The following is a 25687-nucleotide window of genomic DNA, read 5'->3' on the forward strand; positions in this document are numbered from 1 at the left end:
TGCGGCCGGCCGTCGGCGATGGCCGTATGAGGTGCGTCAAAGGCGGACGGGTCGCCGTATGGGTTCCGTTAAGGACGGCCGGACCCGGCCACCGAGCCGGTTCTCTGTACGGGTCCGTTCTTACCCGAACCTCACCCAGGAGCTTGCGATGGCCGACGTGGCCTTCGTTGTCGTCACGATCGCGGTGTTCGCGCTCGTGGCTCTCGCCGCCAAAGGGGTGGCGAAGCTGTGACCGTCGAGAACGTCGTCGGCCTGATCGTGGCCGTCGCCCTGCTCGGTTACCTCGTCCTCGCCCTGATCTTCCCGGAGAGGTTCTGAGACGTGGGCCCCGTACTTGCTGACGTGCTCCTGGTGACCGCGCTGGTCGGCGCACTCGCTCTGGTGCACCGTCCCCTCGGCGACTACATGGCCGCCGTCTACTCCTCCAAGAAGCACCTGCGCGTCGAGCGGTGGATCTACCGCTCGGTGGGCGCCAACCCGGACGCCGAGATGCGCTGGCCCGCCTACCTGCGCGGTGTACTGGTCTTCTCGGCGGTCGGCGTGCTGTTCCTGTACCTGCTGCAGCGGGTGCAGGACAAGCTGCCGCTGTCGCTCGGCTTCAAGCCGATCACCCCGGACCAGGCGTTCAACACGGCCGTGTCGTTCGTGTCGAACACCAACTGGCAGTCGTACTCGGGTGAGGCGGCCATGAGCCACGTCACCCAGACCGCCGGGCTCGCCGTGCAGAACTTCGTCTCCGCCGCCGTCGGCATGGCGGTCGCGGTGGCGCTGGTTCGCGGCTTCGCCCGCTCCCGCACCGGGGATCTGGGCAACTTCTGGGCGGACCTGGTGCGCGGCATCGTCCGCATCCTGCTGCCGATCTCCGTGGTCGCGGCCGTGCTGCTGATCGCGGCCGGTGCCATCCAGAACTTCGGTGACATCCACACCATCACCACGCTGACCGGCGACAAGCAGGCCATCAGCCCCGGCGCGGTCGCGTCCCAGGAGGCCATCAAGGACCTGGGCACCAACGGCGGCGGCTTCTTCAACGCCAACAGCGCGCACCCCTTCGAGAACCCCAACGGCTTCACCAACCTGCTGGAGATCTTCCTGCTGCTGGTGATCCCGTTCTCGCTGCCGCGCACCTTCGGCAAGATGGTCGGCAACGTCCGTCAGGGCTACGCCATTCTCGCCGCCATGGGGATCATCTGGTTCCTCGGCGTGGTCACGGTGACCTGGATCGAGTACGCCCACCCGGGCACCGCCTCGCAGCTCGCGGGCGGTGCGATGGAGGGCAAGGAACAGCGCTTCGGCGAGGGCCCGTCCTCCCTGTTCGCGGTCTCCACGACGATGACCTCGACCGGCTCGGTCAACTCCTTCCACGACTCCTTCAGTGGCCTGTCGGGTGGGGTGCTGCTGCTGGGCATGATGCTCGGCGAGATCGCGCCCGGCGGTGTCGGTTCCGGCTTGTACGGCATGCTGATCATGGCGATCATCGCCGTGTTCATCGCCGGTCTGATGGTGGGCCGTACGCCCGAGTACCTGGGCAAGAAGATCGGCACCCGCGAGATCAAGCTCGCCGCCTGCTACATCCTCGTCACCCCGGCACTGGTGCTGATCGGTACCGCGCTGGCGATGGCGCTGGGCAAGGGCGAGTCGTCGATGACGAACGTCGGGGCGCACGGCTTCTCCGAGGTGCTGTACGCCTACACCTCGGCCAGCAACAACAACGGCTCGGCGTTCGCCGGGTTCGCCGCGAACACCGAGTACCACAACACGATGCTGGGCCTGTGCATGGCACTGGGCCGCTTCCTGCCCATGGTGTTCGTGCTGGCTCTCGCGGGCTCGCTCGCCGAGCAGAAGCCCATCCCGGAGACGGCAGGCACCCTGCGCACCGAGAAGCCGCTGTTCACCGGTCTGCTGGTCGGCGCCATCGTGATCATCACCGGTCTGACGTTCTTCCCGGCGCTCGCGCTGGGTCCGCTGGCCGAAGGGCTGGCGGCATGACCACTCGTATCGACAAGCAAGAGGACCCGATGTCCACGGTTACCCCGACCCGGGCACCGCACCAGGACGTACCGACCGGACACAAGGCTCCCGAAGGCCGGGTCGGCGCGGGCCTGTTCGACCCCAAGCAGCTCCTCAAGTCCATGCCGGACGCCGTGCGCAAGCTCGATCCGCGGGTGATGGTCAAGTCGCCCGTGATGTTCGTCGTGCTCATCGGCTCGGTCGTCACCACCGTGCTGGCCGTCAAGGAACCGGGCGACTGGTTCGGCTGGGTCATCGCCGCCTGGCTGTGGCTCACCGTCGTCTTCGCCAACCTGGCCGAAGCCGTCGCCGAGGGCCGCGGCAAGGCGCAGGCCGACACGCTGCGCAAGGCCAAGACCGACACTGTCGCGCGCCGGCTGCTCAAGGACGGCTCGGAGGAGCAGGTTCCGGGCACCGAACTGAAGGTCGGCGACCTGGTCGTCTGTGAGGCGGGCGACATCATTCCCGGCGACGGTGACGTCGTCGAGGGTGTCGCGTCCGTCGACGAGTCGGCGATCACAGGTGAGTCGGCTCCGGTCATCCGCGAGTCCGGCGGCGACCGGTCCGCGGTCACCGGTGGCACGAAGGTCCTCTCCGACCGCATCGTCATCAAGATCACGACGAAGCCGGGCGAGACCTTCATCGACCGGATGATCAACCTCGTCGAGGGCGCGGCCCGGCAGAAGACGCCGAACGAGATCGCCCTCAACATCCTCCTCGCCTCGCTCACGATCATCTTCCTGCTCGCGACCGTCACCCTGAAGCCGTTCGCGATCTACGCGGGCGCCGACGCCCAGACCTCGCTGATCGTGCTCACCGCGCTGCTGGTGTGCCTGATCCCGACGACGATCGGCGCGCTGCTCTCCGCGATCGGTATCGCGGGCATGGACCGGCTCGTCCAGCGCAACGTGCTCGCCATGTCGGGCCGCGCGGTCGAGGCCGCCGGCGACGTCTCGACGCTGCTGCTCGACAAGACCGGCACCATCACGCTCGGCAACCGCCAGGCGGCGGAGTTCGTGCCGGTGAGCGGCACCACCGAGGCCGAGGTCGCGGACGCCGCCCAGCTGTCGTCGCTGGCCGACGAGACCCCGGAGGGCCGCTCCATCGTCGTACTGGCGAAGGAGAAGTACGGGCTGCGGGAGCGGCACCAGGGCGAGCTGGCCCACGCCGAGTGGATCGCCTTCACCGCCCAGACCCGCATGTCGGGTGTGGACGTCGACGGCCGGAAGGTCCGCAAGGGCGCGGCCGGTTCGGTCATCGCCTGGGTGCAGGAGCAGGGCGGCACGGTCGCCGACGACGCCGACGAGATCGCCAACAAGATCTCCGAGGCGGGCGGCACCCCCCTCCTCGTCGCCGTCCAGGACGACCAGGGCGCTCGAGTCCTCGGTGTCATCCACCTCAAGGACGTCGTCAAGGAGGGCATGCGGGAGCGGTTCGAGGAACTGCGCCGCATGGGCATCAAGACCGTCATGATCACAGGCGACAACCCGCTGACCGCCAAGGCGATCGCGGACGAGGCCGGGGTCGACGACTTCCTCGCGGAGGCGACTCCCGAGGACAAGATGGCGCTGATCAAGCGGGAGCAGGCCGGCGGCAAGCTGGTCGCGATGACCGGTGACGGTACGAACGACGCGCCCGCACTCGCGCAGGCCGACGTCGGCGTGGCGATGAACACCGGTACGTCGGCCGCCAAGGAGGCCGGCAACATGGTCGACCTCGACTCGAACCCGACCAAGCTGATCGAGATCGTCGAGATCGGCAAGCAACTCCTCATCACCCGGGGCGCGTTGACGACGTTCTCCATCGCCAACGACGTCGCGAAGTACTTCGCGATCATCCCGGCGATGTTCGCCGTCGCCTACCCGTCGCTGGACAAGCTCAACATCATGGGCCTGGCCTCGGCGGAGTCGGCGATCCTGTCCGCGGTCATCTTCAACGCGCTGATCATCATCGCGCTGGTCCCGCTCGCCCTGCGCGGCGTGCAGTACCGGCCCATGAGCGCCGACAAGATGCTGCGCCGCAACCTCGGCATCTACGGACTCGGCGGCCTGATCGCCCCGTTCATCGGCATCAAGCTCATCGACCTGCTCATCTCGTTGATCCCCGGGATCGGGTGAAGGACATGAACACCTCTGTAGTGAACAACGCGCGGATGCTGTGGGCGGCGCTGCGCATGCTGCTCGTCCTCACCGTGGTGACCGGCATCGTCTACCCGCTGGTCGTCACCGGCATCGGCCAGCTCGCCTTCAACGACAAGGCCAACGGGTCGATGGTGAAGGTCGACGGCAAGGAGGTCGGCTCATCGCTGATCGGCCAGAGCTGGAACCTGCCCGGCACCGACAAGCCGGACCCGAAGTGGTTCCAGGGACGCCCCTCCAACAGCGGCTACGACCCGCTCACGACCGGCTCCAGCCAGCTCGGCGCCAGCGACCCGACCCTGGTCAAGAACATCGAGGCGGCCAAGAAGCAGGTCGCCGAGTTCAACGGCGTACCCGAATCTGAGGTGCCCAAGGACGCGGTCACCGGCTCCGCCTCCGCGATCGACCCGGACATCTCCGAGGAGTACGCGGAGGTCCAGGTCAAGCGGGTCGCCGAGGCCAACGGCCTGACCGCCGCCCAGGTGGAAAAGCTCGTGAAGGACCACACCCACGGCCGCACGCTCGGCTTCCTCGACCAGCCGCGCGTCAACGTCCTCGAACTCAACATCGCGCTGAAGGAACTGGCCAAGAACTGATGGCCTTACGCGCAAGGACAGCGGCCGGGAGCCGACGGACCGGGATCCCCGGACCCGTCGGCTCCCGCCGCCGACCCGCGCACCCATCCCCGTCCACCGAAGACAGGAAGGCCGCACACCGATGACCCGGGTGCTGGTGGTGGAGGACGATCCACAACTCGTACGAGCCCTCGTGATCAACATGCAGGCCCGGAAGTACGGCGTCGACGCGGCGCCCGACGGCACCACGGCCCTCCGGCTCGCCGCCGCGCGCCAGCCCGACGTGGTCGTACTCGACCTCGGTCTGCCCGACATGGACGGCGTCGACGTGATCAAGGCGCTGCGCGGCTGGACCCGCACGCCCATCCTCGTCCTGTCCGCCCGCCGCGCCTCCGAGGAGAAGGTCGCCGCACTCGACGCGGGCGCCGACGACTACATCACCAAACCGTTCAGCATGGACGAACTGATGGCGCGGCTGCGGGCCGCGGTCCGCCGTACCGAGGAGGCCCCGCTCGCCCCCGAGACAACCCTGGTGAAGACGGACGACTTCACCATCGACCTGCTGGCCAAGAAGGCCGCCCGGGACGGCCGCGACATCCGGCTCACCCCCACCGAGTGGCACCTGCTGGAGATCCTGGTCTGCAACCCGGGCCGCTTGATCACGCAGAAGCAGCTGCTGCAGGAGGTCTGGGGGGCCTCGTACGGCAGCAAGAGCAACTACCTTCGGGTGTACATGGCCCAGCTGAGGCGCAAACTCGAAACCGACCCGGCACACCCGCGCTACCTGATCACCGAGCCCGGCATGGGATACCGCTTCGAGCCCTGACTGGTTTTCCGGGCCTCCACCCATCGCCCACGCCGACCGCCGGCAACGAACGCAGAGACGAGACCATGGGACGCGGCAAACTTCGGATCTACCTCGGCGCGGCACCGGGCGTCGGCAAGACCTACGCGATGCTGTCCGAGGCACACCGCCGCATCGAGCGCGGCACCGACTGCGTGGTCGCCTTCGTCGAGCACCACCACCGGCCGCGCACCGAGGTGATGCTGCACGGCCTGGAACAGATCCCACGCAAGGATCTGGAATACCGCGGCAGCGTCTTCACGGAAATGGACGTCGACGCCGTCCTCGCCCGCCGCCCCCAGGTCGCACTCGTCGACGAACTCGCCCACACCAACATCCCCGGCTCCCGCAACACCAAGCGCTGGCAGGACGTGGAGGAACTGCTGGACGCCGGGATCGACGTGATCTCGACCGTGAACATCCAGCACCTGGAGTCCCTGGGCGACGTCGTCGAGTCGATCACCGGCATACGCCAGCAGGAGACCGTCCCCGACGAGGTGGTGCGCCGCGCCGACCAGGTGGAGCTGGTCGACATGTCGCCGCAGGCGCTGCGCCGCCGCATGGCGCACGGCAACATCTACAAGCCGGACAAGGTCGACGCGGCGCTGTCGAACTACTTCCGGCCCGGAAACCTCACCGCCCTGCGCGAACTTGCCCTGCTCTGGGTGGCCGACCGGGTCGACGAATACCTGAACCAGTACCGGGGCGAGCACCAGGTATCGACGATCTGGGGCTCGCGCGAGCGGATCGTGGTCGGCCTGACCGGCGGCCCGGAGGGGCGGACACTGATCCGGCGTGCCGCCCGCCTGGCGGAGAAGGGCGCCGGCGGCGAGGTCCTGGCCGTCTACATAGCCCGCAGCGACGGCCTGACCTCCGCCTCCCCGAAGGAACTGGCCGTCCAGCGCACCCTGGTCGAGGATCTCGGCGGCACTTTCCACCACGTGGTCGGCGACGACATACCGGTGGCGCTGCTCGACTTCGCGCGCGGGGTCAACGCCACCCAGATCGTCCTCGGCGTCTCGCGGCGCAAGAGCTGGCAGTACGTCTTCGGGCCCGGTGTCGGCGCCACGGTCGCCCGCGACTCGGGCCCCGACCTCGACGTCCACCTGATCACCCATGACGAGGCGGGCAAGGGACGCGGACTGCCCGTGGCCCGGGGAGCGCGCCTCGGCCGCTCCCGCATCATCTGGGGCTGGCTCATGGGCGTGGCCGGCCCGGTGTTGCTGACGCTGCTGCTCACCAACATCAGCACGGACCTCGGCCTCGCCAACGACATGCTGCTGTTCCTGACCCTGACGGTGGCGGCGGCCCTGCTCGGCGGGCTCTACCCGGCACTCGCCTCGGCGGCCTTCGGGTCCGCGCTCCTCAACTGGTACTTCACCCCGCCCGTTCACACCTGGACGATCGCGGACCCGAAGAACATCGTCGCCATCGCGGTCTTCGTCGCCGTGGCCGTCTCGGTAGCCTCCGTCGTGGACCTCGCCGCCCGCCGCACCCACCAGGCGGCCCGCCTGCGGGCCGAGTCGGAGATCCTGTCCTTCCTTGCGGGCAACGTGCTGCGCGGAGAGACCGGTCTGGAGGAACTGCTGGAACGGGTCCGCGAGACCTTCGGGATGGAATCCGTGGCGCTGCTGGAGCGGGAGAGCGACGTGGACCCGTGGACCTGCGCCGGCCGGGCCGGTACCGGGCGGCCGGTGGAGCGGCCGGAGGACGCGGATGTGGACATGCCGGTCGGGGACCACATGGCGCTCGCCATGACCGGCCGCGTGCTGCCCGCCGAGGACCGCCGGGTACTGGCCGCCTTCGCCGCCCAGGCCGCCGTCGTCCTGGACCGCCAGCGCCTGCAGTCCGAAGCCGACCAGGCCAAGGAACTGGCCGAGGGCAACCGCATCCGCACCGCCCTGCTCGCCGCGGTCAGCCACGACCTGCGCACGCCCCTGGCCGGCATCAAGGCGTCGGTCTCGTCGCTGCGTTCGGACGACGTCGAATGGTCGGAGGAGGACCAGGCCGAGCTGCTCGCCGCGATCGAGGAGGGCGCCGACCGCCTCGACCACCTCGTGGGCAACCTCCTCGACATGTCCCGTCTGCAGACCGGCACGGTCGCTCCGCTCATCCGTGAGGTCGACGTCGACGAGGTGGTCCCCATGGCACTCGTCGGCATCCCCGACCCCGAGGCGGCCGTCGTCCTGGACATCCCGGAAACCCTGCCGATGGTCGCCGTCGACAAGGGCCTCCTGGAGCGCTCCGTCGCCAACGTCGTCGAGAACGCTGTGAAGTACAGCCCCGACGGCGAGCCGGTCGTGGTGAAGGCCAGCGCCCACGCCGGCCGGGTGGAAGTGCGCATCGTCGACCGCGGACCGGGCGTCCCGGACGAGGCCAAGGCCCGCATCTTCGAACCCTTCCAGCGCTACGGTGACGCACCCCGCGGCGACGGAGTCGGTCTCGGGCTGGCGGTCGCGCGCGGCTTCGCGGAGGCGATGGGCGGCACCCTCACCGCCGAGGACACTCCCGGCGGCGGCCTCACCATGGTCCTCACCCTCCCGGCGGCCCCCAGCCACGCGCCCGCCCCGGCGGCCGACCTGTCGACGACGACCATGACGTAGCCCTGCGGTCGGGATTCGCCGGGTCCGCTCATTGCCGGGCTCCGGCAATGAGCACGCCCCGACGGTGCGCGTAAGCGTTCTGTCAAAGACGCATCAAGAGCAGGTAGGGTTCCCACCGGTGTGCCGGGAAGCCTGGTCGGCGAACAGAGGTGTGATCTCTTTTCCGATCGGGGGCGTTGCCGGTGGTACTCGTTGCTGTCTTCGGGGTGGCACTGCTGATCGCGGTGCTGCTGTCCGGGCTCGCCGCCCGCACCGTGCTGTCCACCTCCCTCCTCTTCCTCGTCGGCGGGGCGCTGGTCAGCGACGGCTTCCTCGGGCTGATCCACATCACGCCGGACAGCGAGATCGTGGCGGTCACCGCGGATCTGGCACTGTTCGCGGTGCTGTTCACCGACGGCCAGCACGTGGCCTTCGCCAAGCTGCGCGCCAACTGGCGCAACCCGGCTCGCGCGTTGGGCCTGGGCATGCCGCTGGCGTTCGTGTTCATGGCCCTGATTACGCACTACCTGGTCGGCCTGGACTGGACGACCTCGTTCCTGGTGGGCGCGGTGCTGGCACCCACCGACCCGGTGTTCGCCTCGGCGATCGTGGGCCGCAAGGAGGTCCCGGCCAAGCTGCGCGAGCTGCTCAACGTCGAGAGCGGCATCAACGACGGCCTGGCCCTGCCCGTCGTCCTGCTCCTGATCGCAGCCGCGGGCCCCACGGCCGCCGGCCACGAGGCGTCGATCGGCCGGATCGCCCTGGGCCTGGCCTTCGGCGTGCTGCTCCCGCTGTTCGTCAACGGCCTCGTACGGTTCCGGCTGCTGGGCGCGGAGCCCAAGCTGCAGCCCCTCCTCCCGCTGGCCACCGGGATCATCCTGTACGGCCTGTGCCACCTCACCCACGCCAACCCCTACCTGGCCGCGTTCTCCGCCGGCGCCGTGCTCGCCGCCGTCTCGCCGGAGGCGAAGCAGGCGTTCGAACCGCTGGGCGAGGCACTGGCCGAGCTGGCGAAGTTCGCCGCGCTGCTCGTTTTCGGGGCGCTGCTGACCCCGCGGTTGTTCGCGGACCTGCCGTGGCAGGGATACGTGGCGGTGGTGCTGGCGATCGTGCTGATCCGTCCGGCCTCGCTGCTGATCTCGATGACCGGCACGCGGTTCGAGCGGCGCGAGAAGCTGACGGCGGCATGGTTCGGCCCGAAGGGCTTCGCCTCGGTCGTGTACGGGCTGCTGGTGCTGCAGTCCGGCATCCCGCAGGCCGAGCAGGCGTACACGCTGATCGCGGTGTGCATCGCCTTCTCGATCATGGCGCACTCCAGTACTGACGTACCCATCGCCCGCATGTTCGACGTCGAGGACCTGGTCGGCATCCCCGACGACGAGGACGACCAAGAACCCCTTCAGCCCGGACCGGAGAGAAAGACCGCCGTATGAGCGACTGGCACAGCTGGGCGGCCGTGGCCGTATTCGTCGGCGCGTACGTACTGGTCATCAGCGAACGCGTCCACCGCACGGCCGCGGCCCTCGGCGGCGCGGCGGCCATGCTCGCGATCAGCGCCACCGACGACAAGGCGGCGTTCTACTCCGAGCACACCGGCATCGACTGGAACGTCATCTTCCTGCTGCTCGGAATGATGGCCATCGTCGGCGTGCTGCGCCAGACCGGCCTGTTCGAGTACCTGGCCATCTGGTCGGTCAAGCGGGCCCGGGGCCGGCCCTTCCGGGTGATGGCCATGCTCATCGTCATCACGGCCGTCGCGTCCGCGCTGCTGGACAACGTCACCACGGTGCTGCTGATCGCCCCGGTCACCCTCCTGGTGTGCGAACGTCTCGGCCTGGCTTCCGCGCCGTTCCTGATCGCCGAAGTGCTCGCCTCCAACATCGGCGGAACCGCCACCCTCGTCGGCGACCCGCCCAACATCATCATCGCCAGCCGGGCCGGACTGACCTTCAACGACTTCCTCATCCATCTGGCCCCGCTGGCCGTCGTACTGACGGCGGTGCTGCTGGTGCTGTGCCGGGTGCTGTTCCGCTCGGCGTTCGTGTACGACGAGAAACGTGCGGCGGAGGTCATGGCGCTGGAGGAGAAGGAGGCCATCCGCGACCACCGTCTGCTGTGGCAGGGGCTGGCCGTTCTGACGCTGGTCGTCGCCGGATTCGTCCTGCACCCGGTGCTGCACTACGAACCCAGCGTCGTCGCCCTGCTCGGCGCCGGCCTGCTCATTGCCATCTCCAAGGCCGAGACCCGGCAGGTCCTGGGCGAGGTGGAGTGGCCCACCCTCGCCTTCTTCGCCGGCCTTTTCGTGATGGTCGGCGCGCTCATCGAGACCGGCGTCATCGGCGACCTGTCCCGCGCCCTGGCGGACGCCACCGGCGGAAACGAACTGGGCGCCACCTTCACCCTGCTGGGGGGTTCGGCCGTGCTCTCCGGCATCGTGGACAACATCCCGTACGTGGCCACCATGGCGCCCATCACCGCCGACCTGGTAAAGGACCTGGGCGGCGCGGCCGACGGCCACCACGTGCTGTGGTGGGCCCTGACCCTCGGTGCCGACCTCGGAGGCAACGCCACGGCGATCGGCGCCAGCGCCAACGTTGTGGTCCTCGGCATCGCCGAACGAGCCCGGCAGCCCATCTCCTTCTGGCAGTTCACCAAGTACGGCCTCGTCGTCATGGTCGTCACGGTCGCCGTCAGCGCGCTGTACCTGTGGCTGCGCTACTTCGCCCTCGCCTGAGGTCCGACGCCATCCGGCATCAGGAACACATCAAGACGGCGCAACGGAGGTGGCAGAGCGGGTGCGGCAGCGGGATTCTGGCCCTGTCGACCACCGCGTCGACACCTGTACGGGCGGCCTCTCGGACAAAAGGCCGCTCACCGCTCCCGTGAGGTGGTGGACCATGCCGAACGTGCCGCGCGACCGGATCGCCCTGGTCTCGGCCCTGCTCGCCCCGCTCTGGTGGCGCTCGCCCTGGTACCGATCCACCCGCATGTGTCGTCGGCGAACCTGGCGCTCATCCTGGTCGTGGTCGTCGTGGCGGTCGCCACCCTGGGCAGCCGCACCGCCGGAGTGCTGGCCGCGCTGTCGGCGGCGGCGTGGTTCGCCCGCGGCGCAGCCGCAATCTGATGCAGCTTCCTCACTCGCCCGTACCAGCACTTCACCATTTCCGACGGAGACGACATCGTCACCACGCTCCTGCTGCTCGCGGTGGGCGTAGCGGTCTCCCAACTCGCCGCACACGCCCGCACCTTGAAGCTGGTCACCGTCACCGACGCGGCACACCTTGCACGCATCCACGAAACCGCCTGTCTGGTCCAGGCCGGAGCCTCTTCCTACGACGTGGTGGACCAGGTACGTCATCAGCTCGTCGAGATCCTGGGCCTGCGCGGCTGCCGCTTCGAGCACGGCACGCTGCTAGGTCGGCACCCCCGCCTGGAACAGGACGGCTCGCTGATCGTCGGCCGGGCCCACTGGGATCTGGACAAGGACGGCTGGCCCGGCGAGGAGATCGAACTGCGCGCCGCGGTGGGCGGCCGTTACCTCGGTCGCTTCATGCTGCAACCGGAGCCCGGCGCGGTGGTGCCGCCCTTGCAGACGCGCCTGGTCGCCGTGAGCCTGGCCGACCATGTCGGGGCGGCGCTGGACACTGCGGGGCCGGTTCTAGACCGCTGACCGAGTGGGTCAGGCACCCGGCTTGCCGCTCAACGTGCCAGTCTTCCCCAGGAGTTCATGCAGCAGGTGCGAGGCGGTGATGACCCCGAGCAGATGGGTGCCGGCCTTGTCCCTCTTGGCGACCGCCACCAGCGGGCTGCGCACCTGCGCCATCAGCGCGGCGACCTCGAGCGCGGTGTCGTCCGGGTCGGCGATCGGCGGCGCAGCCACGGTGCTGGGCAGGCACTCGCCGACGCTGCGGCCGGCCAGCGCCTGACACAGCCGGTCGGCGTGCTGCTCGTCGACCACCGCGGCGAGCGTGGGGTCCTCGACGACATAGGCGGGGACCAGCACCTTGATCATCTGCGAGGCGGGCAGGATGGCCTTCGGCTCACCGAGCTCATCGAGGACGAGCAGCCCGGGCAGCTTGTGCTCGGCCATCAGCCGGGCCGCGTCCAGGGCAGCGCTGTCGACACTCACCGACTCGTATTCCACCGCCAGATCACGTGCGCGCACGGTCGGCTCCTCATCTGCAGATACGTCCCTGAGCCCAGCGTCGTACGGCTCCTGCCCCGCGCGCCAGGTCATCGAACGGAAACATACGCAACCTATGCGGCATCCCCGGGCGACGCGGCCAGAGCCCGCCTCACCTGCGCGACGATCTCACCACGCGCCTCGTCCAGCGGCAGGAGGCGGAGCCGTTCAGGACGTGGGCGGCCGGTCCCACGCGCCGGGCGGCAGGCGACCCGAGCCATCCGTTCCGCGAGCTCGTCCGGCCCCCGCCCACTTGGTGCCACCATGTGCCCAGCACGAGGGCGGCTGGCGGCACCGTCGGCCGGGTCAGCCATGGCCACGGTCGCGACCACCACAGCCGGAGGAACCAGCAGCCGCACCAGGGCCTCGCCCGGCACTACCTGCTCCAGCGACTCGGCCAGCCACTGCCCATACCGCGCCTACCACCCCGGCGCGGCCGGGCATCCGCGCACTGTCCTGCCGCATCGGCGCCCTGCCGACGGTGGACCGATCCGTGCCCTCGTCTCCAAGGTCGGCCCCCGTCTGGTCCGCACGTCGGCAGGAGCCCCGCCAGCATCCACGCGAACGGCCGCTTTGCGTATGCGACTTCACCACCCCGACGCCCGTAAGTGGCTCAGGTCACAGAAAATGCGTCTCGCCGTTCGAGACGATTGGGTGACGCGCCATCAGAGTGCACCCTCCACCACCCCTCCGGTGGGCACATTCACGCGACTTAGGGCACACGGAGGGCACAGTGCCCCCGAAATGGTCTAGACAAGCAACGAACCCCAGGCCGCTGACCTGGGGTTTCTCTCTGGAGCGGGTGACGAGAATCGAACTCGCGCTCTCCGCTTGGGAAGTTGATGTGCCGGTCCTTGTGCGGGGAGAGCCGCGCAACGTCCTCGTCCCGGATCTCGTGGCCCTCGGCGTGTAGCTGGGCGACGGCAGCGTCGAGGTAGCGGGTGTTCCACAGCACGACGGCGTTGAGGACCAGGCCGAGCGCGGCGAGCTGGTCCTCCTGGCCGTCGCGGTACGCCTGGCGGATCTGGCCCCGGCCGCCGTGGCAGATCGCGCGGGCGAGGCCGTCCCGCCTCAATGCACCCCGTGGGGGTAACCGGGCCGCCGGAGTGGTGAGGACGCGAGCGCCCAGCGCGACGGTGGCTACGAACGCAGTGCGCGGCGCAATGTGTCGCCGAGTTCGGCGAACTTCTCCTCGGCTTGGGCGGCATCAGTGCGGGCGGCGTCGGTGACGCAGCCGCGTACGTGGTCGTCGAGGAGGCCGAGAGCGACTTCCTGCAGGGCGCGGCTCGCGGCGCTGATCTGGGTGAGGACGTCGATGCAGTAGCGGTCGTCGGTGACCATGCGGGAGATGCCGCGGATCTGGCCTTCGATCTTGCTCAGGCGGGCCAGGTGGTCGGCCTTGTGATCGGCGTAGCCGGGTGCCTGCGTGTGCTGCCCATGAGCGTGGCGAGGGGCGGCCGGAGCGGTGGTCATCGGGGTTCGCCTCCCTCGTGTGCACTGCCCGGCGTGGGGGCCGCGTAGCGGTCCGGGTCGCCGTCGAACATGGCGGCGCAGTGGGCGGAGCAGAAGTAGTAGGTGCCGTGCTCGCTCTGCCGGTGTTCGGCGGCGGTGGTCCTGTCCACCTGCATGCCGCACACCGGGTCCGTGACCGCGTTGCCGCCTCCCTGGGATGCGGGGTGGTGGTGCCCATGACCCTGTGTGGCGGGCGTGCTGTCGGACGGGGCTCGGTCGGCGGCGGTCTCGACCCGGGGTCGGCTGTGGGCGGGCTGGGCTTCGGGCAGCGGCTGGGGGTGCCGGCGGCGCAGGCGGGAGGCGTTGGTGACGACCGACAGCGAGCTGAGCGCCATGGCCGCGGCTGCGACGACAGGGCTCAGTCGCAGGCCCCACAGCGGGTACAGGGCACCTGCGGCGAGGGGGACGCCGACGGCGTTGTAGACCAGGGCGAAGAACAGGTTCTGCCGGATGTTGCGCATCGTGGCCCGCGACAGCCTGATCGCGGTGACGACTCCGCTCAGCGAGCCGGAGATCAGGGTGATGTCGGCGGCCTCGATGGCCACGTCGGTGCCGGTCCCTATGGCCAGGCCGACGTCGGCGGCGGCCAGGGCGGGAGCGTCGTTGATGCCGTCGCCGACCATGCCGACGGTGCGGCCCTCGCCCTGCAGGCGGCGGATCTCGTCGGCCTTGTGCTCGGGCAGCACCTCGGCCAGCACCCGGTCCACGCCCACCTGGGCGGCGATCGCGGCTGCGGTGCGGGCGTTGTCGCCGGTGATGATGACGACCTCGATGCCGAGGTGCTTGAGGGCGGCGATGGCGGCGGCGGAGTCGTCCTTGACGGTGTCGGCGACGGCCAGGACGCCTGCGGGACGTCCGTCGACGGCCGCGAGCACGGGGGTCTTGCCCTCGGCCGACAGATTGGCTGCGACGGGGGCCAGGGCGGTGGTGTCGATGCCTACGTTGCCGAGGAGGTGGGCGGTGCCGACCAGGACGGCACGCCCCTCGACGGTGGCCTGGACGCCCATGCCGGTGACCGAGTCGAATCCGGTCGCCACGGGCAGGTGCAGACCGCGGTCGCGGACGCCGGTGACGATGGCCTGGCCGAGGGGGTGTTCACTGTCGGTCTCGGCCGCGGCCACCAGCCGAAGCAGTTCCGTCTCGTCGAAGCCGTCGGCGGGGCGGACGTCGGTCAGGACGGGCTTGCCCTCGGTGACGGTGCCGGTCTTGTCCAGCACCACGGTGTCCAGCTTGTGGGCGGTTTCCAGGGCTTCTGCGGAGCGGATCAGGATGCCGGCCTGGGCGCCCTTGCCGGTGCCGACCATCACCGACAGCGGGGTGGCGAGTCCGAGTGCGCACGGGCAGGCGATGATCAGTACCGCCACCGCGGAGACCAGCGCCAGGGTCAGCGCGGGCGACGGCCCGACGGTGAACCAGATGGCGAAGGTGCCGATCGCTATGGCGATGACCGCGGGCACGAAGTACGCCGAGACGGCGTCCGCGAGCCGCTGGATGGGCGCCTTCGATGCCTGGGCCTGCTGCACCAGCCGGATGATCTGGGCCAGCATCGTGTCCGCGCCGACCTTGTCCGCCCGAACTCGCAGGGACCCGGTGCCGTTGACGGTGGCCCCGATGACCGTGTCTCCGGCGCGCTTCGTCACCGGCATCGGCTCACCGGTGACCATCGACTCGTCGACCGCGGAGGAGCCCGAGAGAACCTCGGCGTCGACGGGGATCTTCTCTCCGGGCCGGATGACGATCTCGTCCCCGACCACGACGTCCTCGATGGGGATCTCGGACTCGGTGCCGTCGCGCACCACCCGAGCGGTGCGGGCCTGCAGACCGAGCAGGGCGCGGATGGCCTCGCCGGTGCCGGCCTTGGCGCGGGCCTCCAGCAGCCGACCGAGAAGGATCAGGGTCAAGATCACGCCGACGGCTTCGAAGTAGACCTCGCGCAGGTCTTCCGGCAGCAGGCCGGGGGCGAGGGTCACCAGCAGGCTGTAGCCGTAGGCGGCCGAAGTGCCGAGGGTGATCAGGGAGTTCATGTCGGCGGCCCGGTGGCGCAGGGTCAGCCAGCCCGTCACATGGATCGGCCGGCCGGTGTAGAACATCACCGGCGTGATCAGCGCCAGCTGCAGCCAGTGGTTCAGCATCCAGCCGGGAACCCAGTCCGCGCCGAAGAGTTCGTGGGCCATCACGACGAACAGCACCGGAGCGGTGAGTACCGCGCCCGTCAGCACTCGGCGCGTGAGGTCCTTGATCTCTGCCTGCCGCTCGGCTGCGTCCGCGGCCTCCGCCTCGGCCGCCGTCCGTTCCTCACCTGGTGGCGGCCCGCCGGTTGAAGCAGCAGGGGCAGGAAGAGGTGCGGCCGTGGCGCCGCGGCCGTCCGGGATGGGCGGTGCTGAGCCGTCTGTGGGTTCGACCAGCAGCGTGCCATGGATCATGTTCATGCCGCAGGCGAAGCCAAAGGAACCCGGCCGGTCCGGGTTCAGCCGCACCGTCGTGCGGGTGTGGGCGGGCAGCCCCGCGCCGACCTTGAGATCGGGGAAGAGCACACGGGAGGTGCACTCGCCGGCCTCCTGCCGGTCGAAGACCAGCTCCACCGGCGTGCCCTGGCGAACCTTGATCAGGTCGGGGCTGTAGCCGCCCCGCACCGTGACCTCCACCCGCTGTACGCCGCCTTCCAGCCGGGCGGCACCGGCCCTGCGCGGCCCGAAGAAGTACCAGCCCAGCACAGCGACCAGCACGGCCGAGGCCAGGACCACGACGACATCGACGGCACCCATGGGCTTCTCGCCTCCCTTGGCGGGTCACTCTCCAGCCTGCGCCTGGCTACCCCTGCCAGGTAGGGGCTGAACGGCCCACTGATCCTGGCCCCTTCGGCCCCAGACCACCTCGTCAGGCAGAGGGACGATGCAGGTGAAGGCAAGAACTCCCCGGGAGCCCATCCAGCGCCCGGTCGCCGATAAGCCGAAGCAGGTGAGTGGCGATGATGTTCTGGTACGCCCACGACATGAGCGGGTGGGGCTGGTTCGGGATGTCGATCGGCATGGTCGCGTTCTGGGCGCTGATCATCACAGCCCTCGTGCTGGTCTTCCGTGCCGTCGACCGGCCCCACGAACACACCCACACTCCCGCCGCCCCCACACCGCAGCAGATCCTCGGTGAGCGGTTCGCCCGCGGAGAGATCGACGAGGAGGAGTACCGGCGCCGCCTGAGCACGCTGGACGCCGACCCTCTCACCAAAACCTGAAATTCGGTCGCCCTGGTTGCGGCCTTTGTGCCCTCCGCTGAAGGAGGCCCGTGATGAACGACAAGCGCAACTACGGCATGTACGCGCTCGCCGCGGCGATCGTCGTGGTCGGCGCCCTGATGGTCGGCGCGTCGCTGGAAAGCATGGTCTGGCTCGCCCTCGTGGCCGCCTGCCCGCTGATGATGTTCTTCATGATGCGGAGCATGCACGGCCAGGACATGCACGGCGGCCACGATCAACACCGCGACGAACGGGACGAAGACCCGCTGCGCAAGCACGACCACCACACCGGACCGGGTCGGCCCTGACCGGACCGGGCCCGGCAGGGGGTGAATGCCATGGCCGCAGTGATCGCCTTGCTGGCAGGGGTGCTGATCCTGGCGGGCATCGTCTACGACATCGCCCGCCTGGTCACCCCCGACGAGCCCCGCCGCCCGCCGCTGGCCCGCCTGCGCGGACAGCGCGCCGCGCTGGAGGAATCGGAACGGTGGTTGGTGGGCCTGCGCCTCCATCAGCGCATCGACGCGGCCACCTACCAGCGGCGCATGAGCGCCCTCGCCCGCGGACAGCGCCGCACCACCACGCGACCCACCAACGCCGCGGGAGGACGTCATGGCTGACGCCGCATACGGCCTGTGGCCGCTCGTGGTCCTCAACACCATCCTCTTCGTGGTGTTCGCAGCCAGCTTCTTCCACCCCAAGTCGAAGCGGGACTGGCGGGCGATGGGTGCCTACAGCGCCTTCCTGGTCGCGCTGTTCACCGAGATGTACGGCACCCCGCTGACCGTCTACCTGCTGGGCAGCTGGCTCGGCTCCCAGTTCCCGCTGTTGAAGGACACCCACGCCGGCGGCCACCTGTGGAACGACCTGACCAACTGGCAGGGCGACCCGCATCTGAGCCCCTTCCACCTGGCCAGCTATGTCGCGATCGGCACCGGGTTCTGGCTGATCGCCACCGCCTGGAAACACCTGTACGAAGCCGCCCAGCACGACGAACTCGCCACCACCGGCCCGTACGCGCGGGTGCGCCACCCGCAGTACGACGGCTTCCTGCTCATCATGATCGGGTTCCTGCTGCAGTGGCCGACCATCCCGACCCTGATCATGTTCCCGGTCCTGGTGTACATCTACGCCCGCCTCGCCCGCAGCGAGGAACGCGAAGTCGCCGCCCGGTTCGGCGACCAGTGGACCGCCTACGCCGACCGCACCCCCGCGTTCTGGCCGAAGCTGCGCCGCCGGCCGCCCCAGGCCCACGAGGCGCCGGGGAATCGTAGGCCGCATCAGCCCGCCGCCCGGAGGTGAGTGGTGATGACGCCGCTGATCTGGATTCTGATCACCATCGGCGCAGTGACCGTCATAGCGTGCGGCGTCCGGGTGCACCGCGTGGGCGGTCCGTCGCGGGACGTGGCGATCGCTCTGCCGGTGGCCGCTGTGCTCGCCCTCCCCGGACTCCTGGCCGACGAGGCGACCGCGGCTGCCTGGGGCCTGTGGGGTGCCACCACCATCGCCGCCGCCTTGACGTGGGCCGTTGCCGACACCGTGCGCGACATCCGCCGTCAGACACCGGGCAAGCCCGGGACGGCGTCATGACCAGCGACGCAGCCAGGCCGTCCCGCCCCCCGGTCACCTCGGCAGCCGTGAGCACAGCGGCTGCGGAAGTCTCCACGGGTGTCGTGCTGGCGGCCACCGGGGTGGCCAAAGCCTACGGTCGCGGCATGTGGCCGGCCCGGCGCCGCACCCCGGTGCTGCGCGGCGTGGATCTCGAGCTGGCCGCAGGCGAGGTCGTCGGCCTGGTCGGGGAGAACGGCTCCGGCAAGAGCACTCTGATGAAGATCCTGGTCGGGGACCTGGCCGCCGACACCGGCACCGTCACCCGCAGTGGAGGGATCGGCTACTGCCCACAAGAACCCGTCGTTTATGAACGCCTCACCTGCGACGAGCACTTCGAGCTGTTCGGCCGTGCCTACGGACTGGACGAGCGGACCGAGCGTGCCTCCCGCGCCCGCATTTACCCGCAGCTGGGCTTCGAACGCTACGCGACCGTCCGCGCCGACCACCTCTCCGGCGGCACGCTGTCGAAGCTCAACCTGGGCCTGGCGCTGCTGGCCGACCCGGAGGTGCTGCTGCTGGACGAGCCGTACGCGGGCTTCGACTTCGACACGTATCTGAAGTTCTGGGACCTGGTGGCCCAGCGCCGCCGGGCCGGCCGGTCGGTGCTGATCATCAGTCACTTCGTCACGGACGAGGAACGGTTCGACCGGATCGTCGAGCTCCGCGACGGGCGGGCGGTGGCCCGATGACAGTCGCCGTGACCGCCTCCACGACCGGACTGCTGGTACGACGTTTCCTGGCAGAGGCAGCCCGTACCCCGGTCAATCTCCTCACCCTCGTCCTCGTGCCGGTGGTGTTCGTGGTCGTGGCCGCCGGGCCGCTGGCGGACGCGGCCGAGCTGCTGGGCGGGCCGGGCGGGCCCGCGGTGCAGACCGCGACTGCCGGATGGGCGGCCGGGTTCATCGCTGCGATCGGCATGTACTTCCAGATCCGCGAGGCCCGTGCGGCCGACCGCCGTCTGGTGCAGGCCGGCCTCGCACCCGCCCGCCTGGTCACCGCCCGCATGGCGACCGGATTGCTGCTCGCCTTGGTGGCGGCCACGGCCGCGCTGGTGGCACTGGCCATCCGTACCGGCCTCGGCGACGAGCCGGGCCGGGTGCTGGCCGGGACCCTGATCTTCGCGGTGATCTACCTGGCCATCGGCGCGCTGACCGGCGCGCTGGTCAGGGGTCCGGTGAACGGCACCGTCCTGGTGCTGTTCGTCTGGATCCTGGACGTCTTCTTCGGACCCCTGCTCGGTGCCGCCGACCGTCCGGCCACCCGCGTCCTGCCCACTCACTTCGTCACCCTGTGGATGGTCGACCTGCCCTCGGGGCACGGCAGCCGGATCGACGACCTGGGCTGGGCTCTTACGTGGGCAGTCGCGGCGCTCGTGACCGCGTGGGCGGTCATCATCACGGCCAGCCGCACGGCCCGCTCTCGTCGAAGTCGCGGTCAGCTGTCCACCGGAGTGCGCATGGGCCTGCGGGAGGCGGCCCGCAACCGGGTGTTGTGGGCGCTGCTGATCGCCGTCCCGGTTGTGTTCGTCCTGCTCGCGGTGGCCACCACCCCCGCCGAGTCGACGACGATCAGCGTGCGCGAGCACGGCCGTACGCTGATGAGCCAGTTCTGGCTGCCCGATGTGCACGGCGGCACCATGGCCCCCATCGCGATCGCCTCGCTCGCCGCCCTGGCCGGCCTGTTCACCGTCCTCGACGCCCGCACCGGAGACCGCCGCCTGGCCCTGGCCGGCTTCCGCCCGCTGTCCCTCCTCACGGCACGGCTGGCCGTCATCGCCCTCGGCGCGCTGGTCGCCACGGCCGCCTCGCTCGTGGTGACGGCGACCGTGTTCGACGCGCGCCAGTGGGGCTGGTACCTCGCGGCGAGCACCCTGATCGCCCTCACCTACGCCCTGATCGGTGTCCTGCTCGGCCCCCTCTTCGGCCGCGTCGGCGGCGTCCTCATCGCCTTCCTGCTGCCCTTCATCGACCTCGGCATCGAGCAGAGCCCCATGCTGCACCCCACCCCGCCCGACTGGGCCCATGCCCTGCCCGGCTACGGCGCGGGCCGCGTCCTGACCGACGCCGCCCTCACACCCGACTTCGACGAGACCGGCGCCCTGCTGATCGCGCTCGCCTGGTTCGCCGGGCTCACCCTGGCCGTGACGCTGCTGTTCCGCTCCACCATGAGCCCGACCGGTGCAACTCGCCTCGCGGCGGGTACGGCGCGAGGCCCGTCCGCTTGATGACGACGCAAGGCAGGAAAGGAGTCCTTCGATGACCCGACAAACGCCGCCCGCAGCCCCCGTCGACCGCCCGGTGGTCGGCTCGTACCCGACATACGACGGCGCCCAGCGCGCGGTCGACTTCCTCTCCGACAGCAAGTTCCCCGTGGAACGGACCGCGATCATCGGCTCGGACCTGAAGATGGTCGAGACCGTCCTCGGCCGCCTCACCCGCGGCCGTGCCGCACTGGCCGGAGCGGGGTCCGGCGCCTGGTTCGGGCTGCTCGTCGGCCTGCTGCTGTCGCTGTTCGCGGCCGGCGACCACCACGTCATCGTGCTGATGCTCAGCGGCCTGCTCTACGGCGCCGTCTTCGGCGCCCTGTTCGGCTTCGCCGGCCACGCCATGACCGGTGGACGCCGCGACTTCGCCTCCCGCAGCCAGATCGTCGCCGCCCGCTACGACGTCGTCGCCGAGGCCGATGTCGCCGAGGACGCGAAGAACCTGCTCATCAAGCTTGCGTGGCGAGAGGGCTGAAGCCCGCGAGGGGACTGCGCGAGGAGGGTCACCGCTCCGCTGCGAGGGACGACGTGTCCATGCGTACGCTGAGGCGGCCAGTACGAGCACGCCGCCCACGCGGGCGCGGACGAGGAGCGCCCACGTGACGAGCAGAGCAGGAGCAGTCGGCGGCGCCCTGGCACGTCTGCTGCTGCTCGCCCTGCTCCTCATCGGGCTAGGTCGGACACGGCCTAGGCGTTGTCCACACACTCGCGCACGCCGACGCCCATGACGGCGTCACCCGGCACACGGCCGCCCGCCACCTCGAACCCACTGCGGCGGACCAGCACTCCCTCCACGGATCCCACGGCCACGAGGCGTCGGCGACCGAGGATGCCCACACCCGCACAGGGCCGGCGGCCGACAGCGGACCACTCCTCGCCACCGCGGACCCGGAGTCCCTGCCCGACGCCGACTGCGGGATCTCGGTGCCTGCACGGGCCTGGGCTCATCCCACCAGCTCAGCCCCAGGCCGGGACCACTGACACCACGTACGTGACCCCGCCGGCCGACGGGCCACTCAGCCACCGCGCGTACACATCACTGCACACACTGGGAACCATGCGGATCTAGACACCGGATCCGCGTCGCAGCCGCACTTCCGACTCCTGTCTCAGCGCGGCCTGGCAGCCGGTCCCCGACCCCGACGAGGGCAGACCCGGCTGCTTCTCCGCCCCGTGTCCTTCCGGGTCGGCGCCGTGCGCCGATCATGCCCTGGCCGACCCGTGCCGAAAGGTGTCATCGTTCCCGTGCCCCAGCAGCATGTCGCCGACCGCCGCGTCGTGTCGGCGCCGCCGTACGGATCCCACACGCCGCTCCCCTCCGCCCGGTGATGCCGGAGGAATCGCCCACGTCCGCAAGAGGCGGCACCGAGCCCACACCGCCCCGCACTGAGAGGGTGCCCGCGAACAGGACCGGCGGGCGGCGCGGACGCCGCCGGGCACCCAAGCGCCCCGCGCTGCTCGGCGACTACCTGGGGTATGCCGCGACGTTCGCCGGAGCGGGGCTGACCCGCAGCCGCCCCAGCGCAGGGAAGGTCTGCGGCGTGGTGGCGGCCTCCCTCGCGCTGTCATTCGGCATCGGCATGCTCAGTGGCGGGTTGCAGCACTTCGAGGACTTCCCCGAACGCGCGGCGATGCTCATCCCCTTCGGCCTGGCACTCTCCTTCGTCTCGTACGTGCTGCGTCACCAGCCCGCCCGGTGGCGCAGCATCCTGGGCCCGGCCGGCGTCCTCGTCGCCGTGACGGCGGCCGTCATCTTCCTGGGCCTGAAGGGCATCGCCCAGGAGATGGCCACCGAGTCGGGCGGCGACGGCCACGGCCACAGCCACGGCGAAGAGCCCGGGGCGGAAGCGGAGCCGGAGACGGGCGGCGCGGACGGACACCAGCACGAATCCGGCTCCACTGCGGGAACGTCCCACGGAACCGGAACGGCGCCCAGCTCACAGCCGACTCGGGAACCGACGGCGACCGCGCCCGCCTCCCAGGAGGCCGCCGAGGATCATGGCGAGGCAGGGCACAGCCACTGATGCGAGGCGCTCAGTGGCCTCCCGTGGAGGACACGGGCAGGTGTTCGGTGAACGTCCTGCCGCCGTCGCGGGATTCGTAGACGCCGTCCTGGGTGGCGGCCAGGACGTGCCTGCCGTCGAGGGCGGTCAGGGCCTGCGGCTGTCCGCCCGGGACGGTGCCCGCCTTCTTCCAGGTGGCTCCGCTGTCGGTGCTGCGGTGCAGGCCCCCGGACAGGTTGATGCCGTACAGGGCGTCGGCCGCGGGCCAGGACAGGAAGGCCAGAACCTGGCCCGACCCGGTGCCGAATGTGCGGCCGCCGTCGGTGCTGCGGGCAACGCCGTCCTCGGTGGTCGCCGGCACGAGATCCGGATCCTTCGGGCTGACGGCGATGTCCAGGGCGGCCAGTTCGGCGCGGGTGTCCCAGGTCGTGCGGTCGGTGCTGACCCGCAGGACGCCGCGGGTGCTGTCGTAGCCGTAGACGGTGTGGTGTGCGTACTTCAGCGAGTGGAAGTCGGTGGAGCAGCCCAGTGAGAGGGTCTTCCAGGTCCTGCCGGAGTCGGTGGACTGGATCAGACCTCGGTTGCCATGGTCGTCGGTGCCTTCGGCCGGGTGGCCGCTGCCGAGGAAGGTCTTGGGGCCGACGACGGTGAAGCCCATGTAGTCGGCGGTGTCGCCGACGCGGTTGGCCTTGCCTGTGTCGGATACGGCGATGACGCCCTCGTGGGTGGCGACGTACAGGCGTCCGTCGGCCGGGTCGATGCCCAGACCGTGGACGTGACTGACGACGAGGCCGCCATCGTCTGTGTCCTGGGTCGTCGAGTCGGAGCCGGAGGAACAGGTGGTCAGCACGGCCACGAGTACTCTCAATGCGGGGTGAGAAGAAGCGGGCTCAGCGGTGGGCGCCGGACGCCCGGAGGAGGCCCGGGGCTGCGCGAGGCAGGCCCCGAGCCCGATGTGTCAATGCGGGGTTGCTGTCAGCTCTTGCCGAGGAGCTTGTTCATCTCCTCGATCTCGGCGGTCTGCGCGGTGATGATGTCGTCGGCCAGCTTCTTGGCGGGGCCGTACTGCCCCTTGTCCTTCTCGGTGGTGGCCATCTCCACGGCGCCCTCATGATGCTCGACCATCATCGTCAGGAACATCGTGTCGAAGTCCTTGCCGGACGCGTCCATCAGCTCGTCCATGTCCTCGGTGTCCATCATCCCGGGCATGTCGGAGCTGCCGGAGTGACCGCCGTGGTCCATGCCGGGCATGGACGAGGGCACGTCCTCGCCCCAGGACTCCAGCCACCCGGACATCGTCTCGATCTCCGGGTCCTGGGCCTTCTCGATGCGGGAGGCCAGGTCCTTGACCTCGGCGGAAGAAGCCTGAGCCGAGGCCATCTTCGCCATCTGGATGGCCTGCTGGTGGTGGGGGATCATCTCCTGAGCGAAGGACACGTCCTGGTCGTTGTGGGCACCGGCGGTGTCCTCGGCGCTCGCAGAGGCCGGCGTCTGTGCGCCGGAGCCGGTGTCAGAGCCGTTGTCGCTGCCGCAGGCGGCGAGGACGAGGGCGGCGGTCACGGCCGTGGCGACGAGGCCGGCGCGACGGGCGAGCGAACGGGTGTGGGTCAAACGGGTGCTGGTCATGCGGAAACTCCTGCGGAGTGAGTGACGGCGCGCCAAGGCGCGGGACATGGCTGAGGGCCGTAAGACCGCTGGCCGCGCCACACGCGGCAGTGTCCGATACGGCCGACCTTGTCCTAGATCCGCAGGAGTTGCAGCTCGGCGAGCGAAGGAGGCGCGCGACCGCCTTCAGGCTCGGTCGCCGTGGACCGGTGGCTGCCGACCGGCGACGCCGCCTGACCGGCGGGGTCGGGCAGCAGAGCGGGGAGAGACGGGCCCGCGCCGATGGCACCGGAAGAACATGTCGCGTCGGCATGCTGTGCGTACCCGCTGCCGTCGCTGTCGCCATGGCAGACGGACTCGGTGTTCATCAAGCCCGCCTCGTCCGCATGCGCGGCGGCGGAGGTGTGATGTCCGGCAGGGGAGTGATGGCCGGTGACGGTGGCTGCGACGCCTGGAGCGAGGCCATGCATGCCGAACAATCCGGCCAGCAACCCGAGCACCAGCAGTGCGGGCCACCGCGTCAGGGGCGATGGCGCACGGTGGAGCTGTGCACGGGCTTTCACAGCTCTCATGCTACGGAAGCCCGGCCGCCTTCGCGGACAGGCGAGCGCTTCGCCCGGACAGGTAACGCGTCTGCACCAGCCACGTGCCTCTGCCCGGTCCGCCCACACGCCCGCGACTCCCCGAGACCCGTAGACTCGAAGGCCGATATCGGTTTCGTCACTGCCGTGGACGGCGGCGTGGGGGTGGGTCGGGGTGCGGGAGTTCCAGCGTGGCGCGGTGCGGCTGCACATCCTGCACCACGCAGCCGAGGGGGAGATCCACGGCGCGTGGATGACGGAGGAACTGGCTCGCCACGGCTACCAGATCAGCCCGGGCACGCTGTATCCGACGCTGCACCGGTTGGAAGCCGACGGGCTGCTGGTCTCCGAGCAGCGTGTCGTCGACGGCCGTGCCCGGCGCGTCTACGAGGCGACGGAGGCAGGCAAGGAAGCGCTGGCCGAGGACCGCAGGGCGCTGGCCGAGCTGGCCCGGGAAGTCCTGGGCAAAGACGCCCTGTAGAACCGCGGCCGGGCAGTGGCCGCCCGGCACGATGCCGACTCGCGACGGCGGAAGTCGATGATCCGAGCCG

General features: G+C 70.1%; 27 protein-coding genes and 1 pseudogene. 21 read left to right on the forward strand and 7 right to left on the reverse strand.

What is annotated here, in order from left to right; translation table 11 throughout:
* The first annotated feature begins 58 nt into the window (after positions 1–58).
* From ACIBAG_RS14885 to ACIBAG_RS14935, 11 genes are all read left to right on the forward strand, one after another.
* Entirely contained in the window at positions 59–232 is a 174-nt protein-coding gene (locus tag ACIBAG_RS14885) for a hypothetical protein (RefSeq protein ID WP_399104896.1), read from the forward strand.
* Positions 229–318: a K(+)-transporting ATPase subunit F gene (kdpF, locus tag ACIBAG_RS14890; RefSeq protein WP_010351568.1), complete on the forward strand. Its 90-nt coding sequence runs from the start codon at positions 229–231 to the stop codon at positions 316–318. The genes ACIBAG_RS14885 and kdpF overlap by 4 nt, the downstream gene beginning before the upstream one ends.
* A gap of 3 nt (positions 319–321) precedes the next feature.
* Complete coding sequence (gene kdpA, locus ACIBAG_RS14895) at positions 322–1986, forward strand: potassium-transporting ATPase subunit KdpA (RefSeq protein ID WP_399104898.1); 1665 nt, start codon at positions 322–324, stop codon at positions 1984–1986.
* Complete coding sequence (kdpB, locus tag ACIBAG_RS14900) at positions 1983–4124, forward strand: potassium-transporting ATPase subunit KdpB (protein ID WP_399104900.1); 2142 nt, start codon at positions 1983–1985, stop codon at positions 4122–4124. The genes kdpA and kdpB overlap by 4 nt, the downstream gene beginning before the upstream one ends.
* A 5-nt stretch (positions 4125–4129) precedes the next feature.
* Positions 4130–4741, forward strand: coding sequence for a potassium-transporting ATPase subunit KdpC (gene kdpC / locus ACIBAG_RS14905; RefSeq protein ID WP_399104902.1), 612 nt, complete (start codon positions 4130–4132; stop codon positions 4739–4741).
* Between the two features lie 121 nt (positions 4742–4862).
* Positions 4863–5546, forward strand: coding sequence for a response regulator (locus tag ACIBAG_RS14910; protein WP_399104904.1), 684 nt, complete (start codon positions 4863–4865; stop codon positions 5544–5546).
* Positions 5547–5611: 65 nt separating this feature from the next.
* The gene (locus ACIBAG_RS14915) at positions 5612–8167 is read left to right on the forward strand and encodes an ATP-binding protein (protein ID WP_399104906.1); all 2556 of its coding nucleotides are present in this window, start codon (positions 5612–5614) and stop codon (positions 8165–8167) included.
* 182 nt (positions 8168–8349) lie between these two features.
* Positions 8350–9579: a cation:proton antiporter gene (locus tag ACIBAG_RS14920; protein ID WP_399104908.1), complete on the forward strand. Its 1230-nt coding sequence runs from the start codon at positions 8350–8352 to the stop codon at positions 9577–9579.
* Positions 9576–10880, forward strand: coding sequence for an ArsB/NhaD family transporter (locus ACIBAG_RS14925; protein ID WP_399104910.1), 1305 nt, complete (start codon positions 9576–9578; stop codon positions 10878–10880). Before ACIBAG_RS14920 ends, ACIBAG_RS14925 begins: the two co-directional genes overlap by 4 nt.
* A gap of 222 nt (positions 10881–11102) precedes the next feature.
* Positions 11103–11270: a hypothetical protein gene (locus ACIBAG_RS14930; protein ID WP_399104912.1), complete on the forward strand. Its 168-nt coding sequence runs from the start codon at positions 11103–11105 to the stop codon at positions 11268–11270.
* A 123-nt stretch (positions 11271–11393) separates the two neighbouring features.
* Positions 11394–11816 carry a hypothetical protein gene (locus ACIBAG_RS14935; protein ID WP_399104914.1) on the forward strand — a complete coding sequence of 141 codons (423 nt, stop codon included), beginning with the start codon at positions 11394–11396 and terminating at the stop codon, positions 11814–11816.
* 9 nt (positions 11817–11825) lie between these two features.
* On the opposite strand, the gene ACIBAG_RS14940 is transcribed toward ACIBAG_RS14935, so the two are convergent.
* The 4 genes and pseudogenes from ACIBAG_RS14940 to ACIBAG_RS14955 all read right to left on the reverse strand — a co-directional run bounded on the left by ACIBAG_RS14940 (position 11826) and on the right by ACIBAG_RS14955 (position 16606).
* A complete protein-coding gene (locus tag ACIBAG_RS14940; RefSeq protein WP_399104916.1) occupies positions 11826–12311 on the reverse strand; it encodes a CBS domain-containing protein in 486 nt (161 codons plus the stop codon).
* A gap of 730 nt (positions 12312–13041) precedes the next feature.
* A pseudogene (locus ACIBAG_RS14945) lies at positions 13042–13398 on the reverse strand (Tn3 family transposase); the annotation flags it as partial.
* Positions 13399–13469: 71 nt separating this feature from the next.
* Positions 13470–13802: a metal-sensitive transcriptional regulator gene (locus ACIBAG_RS14950; RefSeq protein WP_399104918.1), complete on the reverse strand. Its 333-nt coding sequence runs from the start codon at positions 13800–13802 to the stop codon at positions 13470–13472.
* Positions 13799–16606 (reverse strand): heavy metal translocating P-type ATPase, encoded by a 2808-nt coding sequence (locus ACIBAG_RS14955; RefSeq protein ID WP_399104920.1) that lies wholly within the window; start codon positions 16604–16606, stop codon positions 13799–13801. The genes ACIBAG_RS14950 and ACIBAG_RS14955 overlap by 4 nt, the downstream gene beginning before the upstream one ends.
* Positions 16607–16809: 203 nt before the next feature.
* Between ACIBAG_RS14955 and ACIBAG_RS14960 the strand changes: the two genes are divergently transcribed.
* From ACIBAG_RS14960 to ACIBAG_RS15000, 9 genes are all read left to right on the forward strand, one after another.
* Positions 16810–17073 carry an SHOCT domain-containing protein gene (locus ACIBAG_RS14960; RefSeq protein WP_399104922.1) on the forward strand — a complete coding sequence of 88 codons (264 nt, stop codon included), beginning with the start codon at positions 16810–16812 and terminating at the stop codon, positions 17071–17073.
* 53 nt (positions 17074–17126) lie between these two features.
* A complete protein-coding gene (locus tag ACIBAG_RS14965) occupies positions 17127–17381 on the forward strand; it encodes a DUF2933 domain-containing protein (protein ID WP_399104924.1) in 255 nt (84 codons plus the stop codon).
* Positions 17382–17411: 30 nt separating this feature from the next.
* Positions 17412–17693, forward strand: a complete 282-nt coding sequence (locus tag ACIBAG_RS14970; protein WP_399104926.1) for a hypothetical protein — start codon at positions 17412–17414, stop codon at positions 17691–17693.
* Positions 17686–18375 (forward strand): methyltransferase family protein, encoded by a 690-nt coding sequence (locus tag ACIBAG_RS14975; RefSeq protein WP_399104928.1) that lies wholly within the window; start codon positions 17686–17688, stop codon positions 18373–18375. The genes ACIBAG_RS14970 and ACIBAG_RS14975 overlap by 8 nt, the downstream gene beginning before the upstream one ends.
* 6 nt (positions 18376–18381) lie before the next feature.
* On the forward strand, positions 18382–18663 hold the full coding sequence (locus ACIBAG_RS14980; protein WP_399104930.1) for a hypothetical protein: 282 nt from the start codon (positions 18382–18384) through the stop codon (positions 18661–18663).
* The gene (locus ACIBAG_RS14985) at positions 18660–19373 is read left to right on the forward strand and encodes an ABC transporter ATP-binding protein (protein ID WP_399104932.1); all 714 of its coding nucleotides are present in this window, start codon (positions 18660–18662) and stop codon (positions 19371–19373) included. Before ACIBAG_RS14980 ends, ACIBAG_RS14985 begins: the two co-directional genes overlap by 4 nt.
* Positions 19370–20908 (forward strand): ABC transporter permease, encoded by a 1539-nt coding sequence (locus ACIBAG_RS14990; protein ID WP_399104934.1) that lies wholly within the window; start codon positions 19370–19372, stop codon positions 20906–20908. The genes ACIBAG_RS14985 and ACIBAG_RS14990 overlap by 4 nt, the downstream gene beginning before the upstream one ends.
* Positions 20909–20939: 31 nt before the next feature.
* Positions 20940–21422, forward strand: coding sequence for a general stress protein (locus ACIBAG_RS14995; protein WP_399104936.1), 483 nt, complete (start codon positions 20940–20942; stop codon positions 21420–21422).
* Between the two features lie 919 nt (positions 21423–22341).
* Complete coding sequence (locus ACIBAG_RS15000) at positions 22342–22971, forward strand: hypothetical protein (protein WP_399104938.1); 630 nt, start codon at positions 22342–22344, stop codon at positions 22969–22971.
* A 10-nt stretch (positions 22972–22981) separates the two neighbouring features.
* Here the strand turns inward: ACIBAG_RS15000 and ACIBAG_RS15005 are convergent, their stop codons facing one another.
* From ACIBAG_RS15005 to ACIBAG_RS15015, 3 genes are all read right to left on the reverse strand, one after another.
* Complete coding sequence (locus tag ACIBAG_RS15005) at positions 22982–23806, reverse strand: F510_1955 family glycosylhydrolase (RefSeq protein WP_399104940.1); 825 nt, start codon at positions 23804–23806, stop codon at positions 22982–22984.
* A gap of 119 nt (positions 23807–23925) precedes the next feature.
* Positions 23926–24576, reverse strand: a complete 651-nt coding sequence (locus ACIBAG_RS15010) for a DUF305 domain-containing protein (protein WP_399104942.1) — start codon at positions 24574–24576, stop codon at positions 23926–23928.
* A 113-nt stretch (positions 24577–24689) separates the two neighbouring features.
* The gene (locus ACIBAG_RS15015) at positions 24690–25055 is read right to left on the reverse strand and encodes a DUF6153 family protein (RefSeq protein ID WP_399104944.1); all 366 of its coding nucleotides are present in this window, start codon (positions 25053–25055) and stop codon (positions 24690–24692) included.
* A gap of 256 nt (positions 25056–25311) precedes the next feature.
* Between ACIBAG_RS15015 and ACIBAG_RS15020 the strand changes: the two genes are divergently transcribed.
* Positions 25312–25617: a PadR family transcriptional regulator gene (locus ACIBAG_RS15020; RefSeq protein WP_399104946.1), complete on the forward strand. Its 306-nt coding sequence runs from the start codon at positions 25312–25314 to the stop codon at positions 25615–25617.
* The last annotated feature ends 70 nt before the right edge of the window (positions 25618–25687 follow it).

This window comes from Streptomyces sp. NPDC051243 (genome assembly GCF_044455405.1).
In the GTDB taxonomy this organism is placed as follows: Bacteria; Actinomycetota; Actinomycetes; order Streptomycetales; family Streptomycetaceae; genus Streptomyces.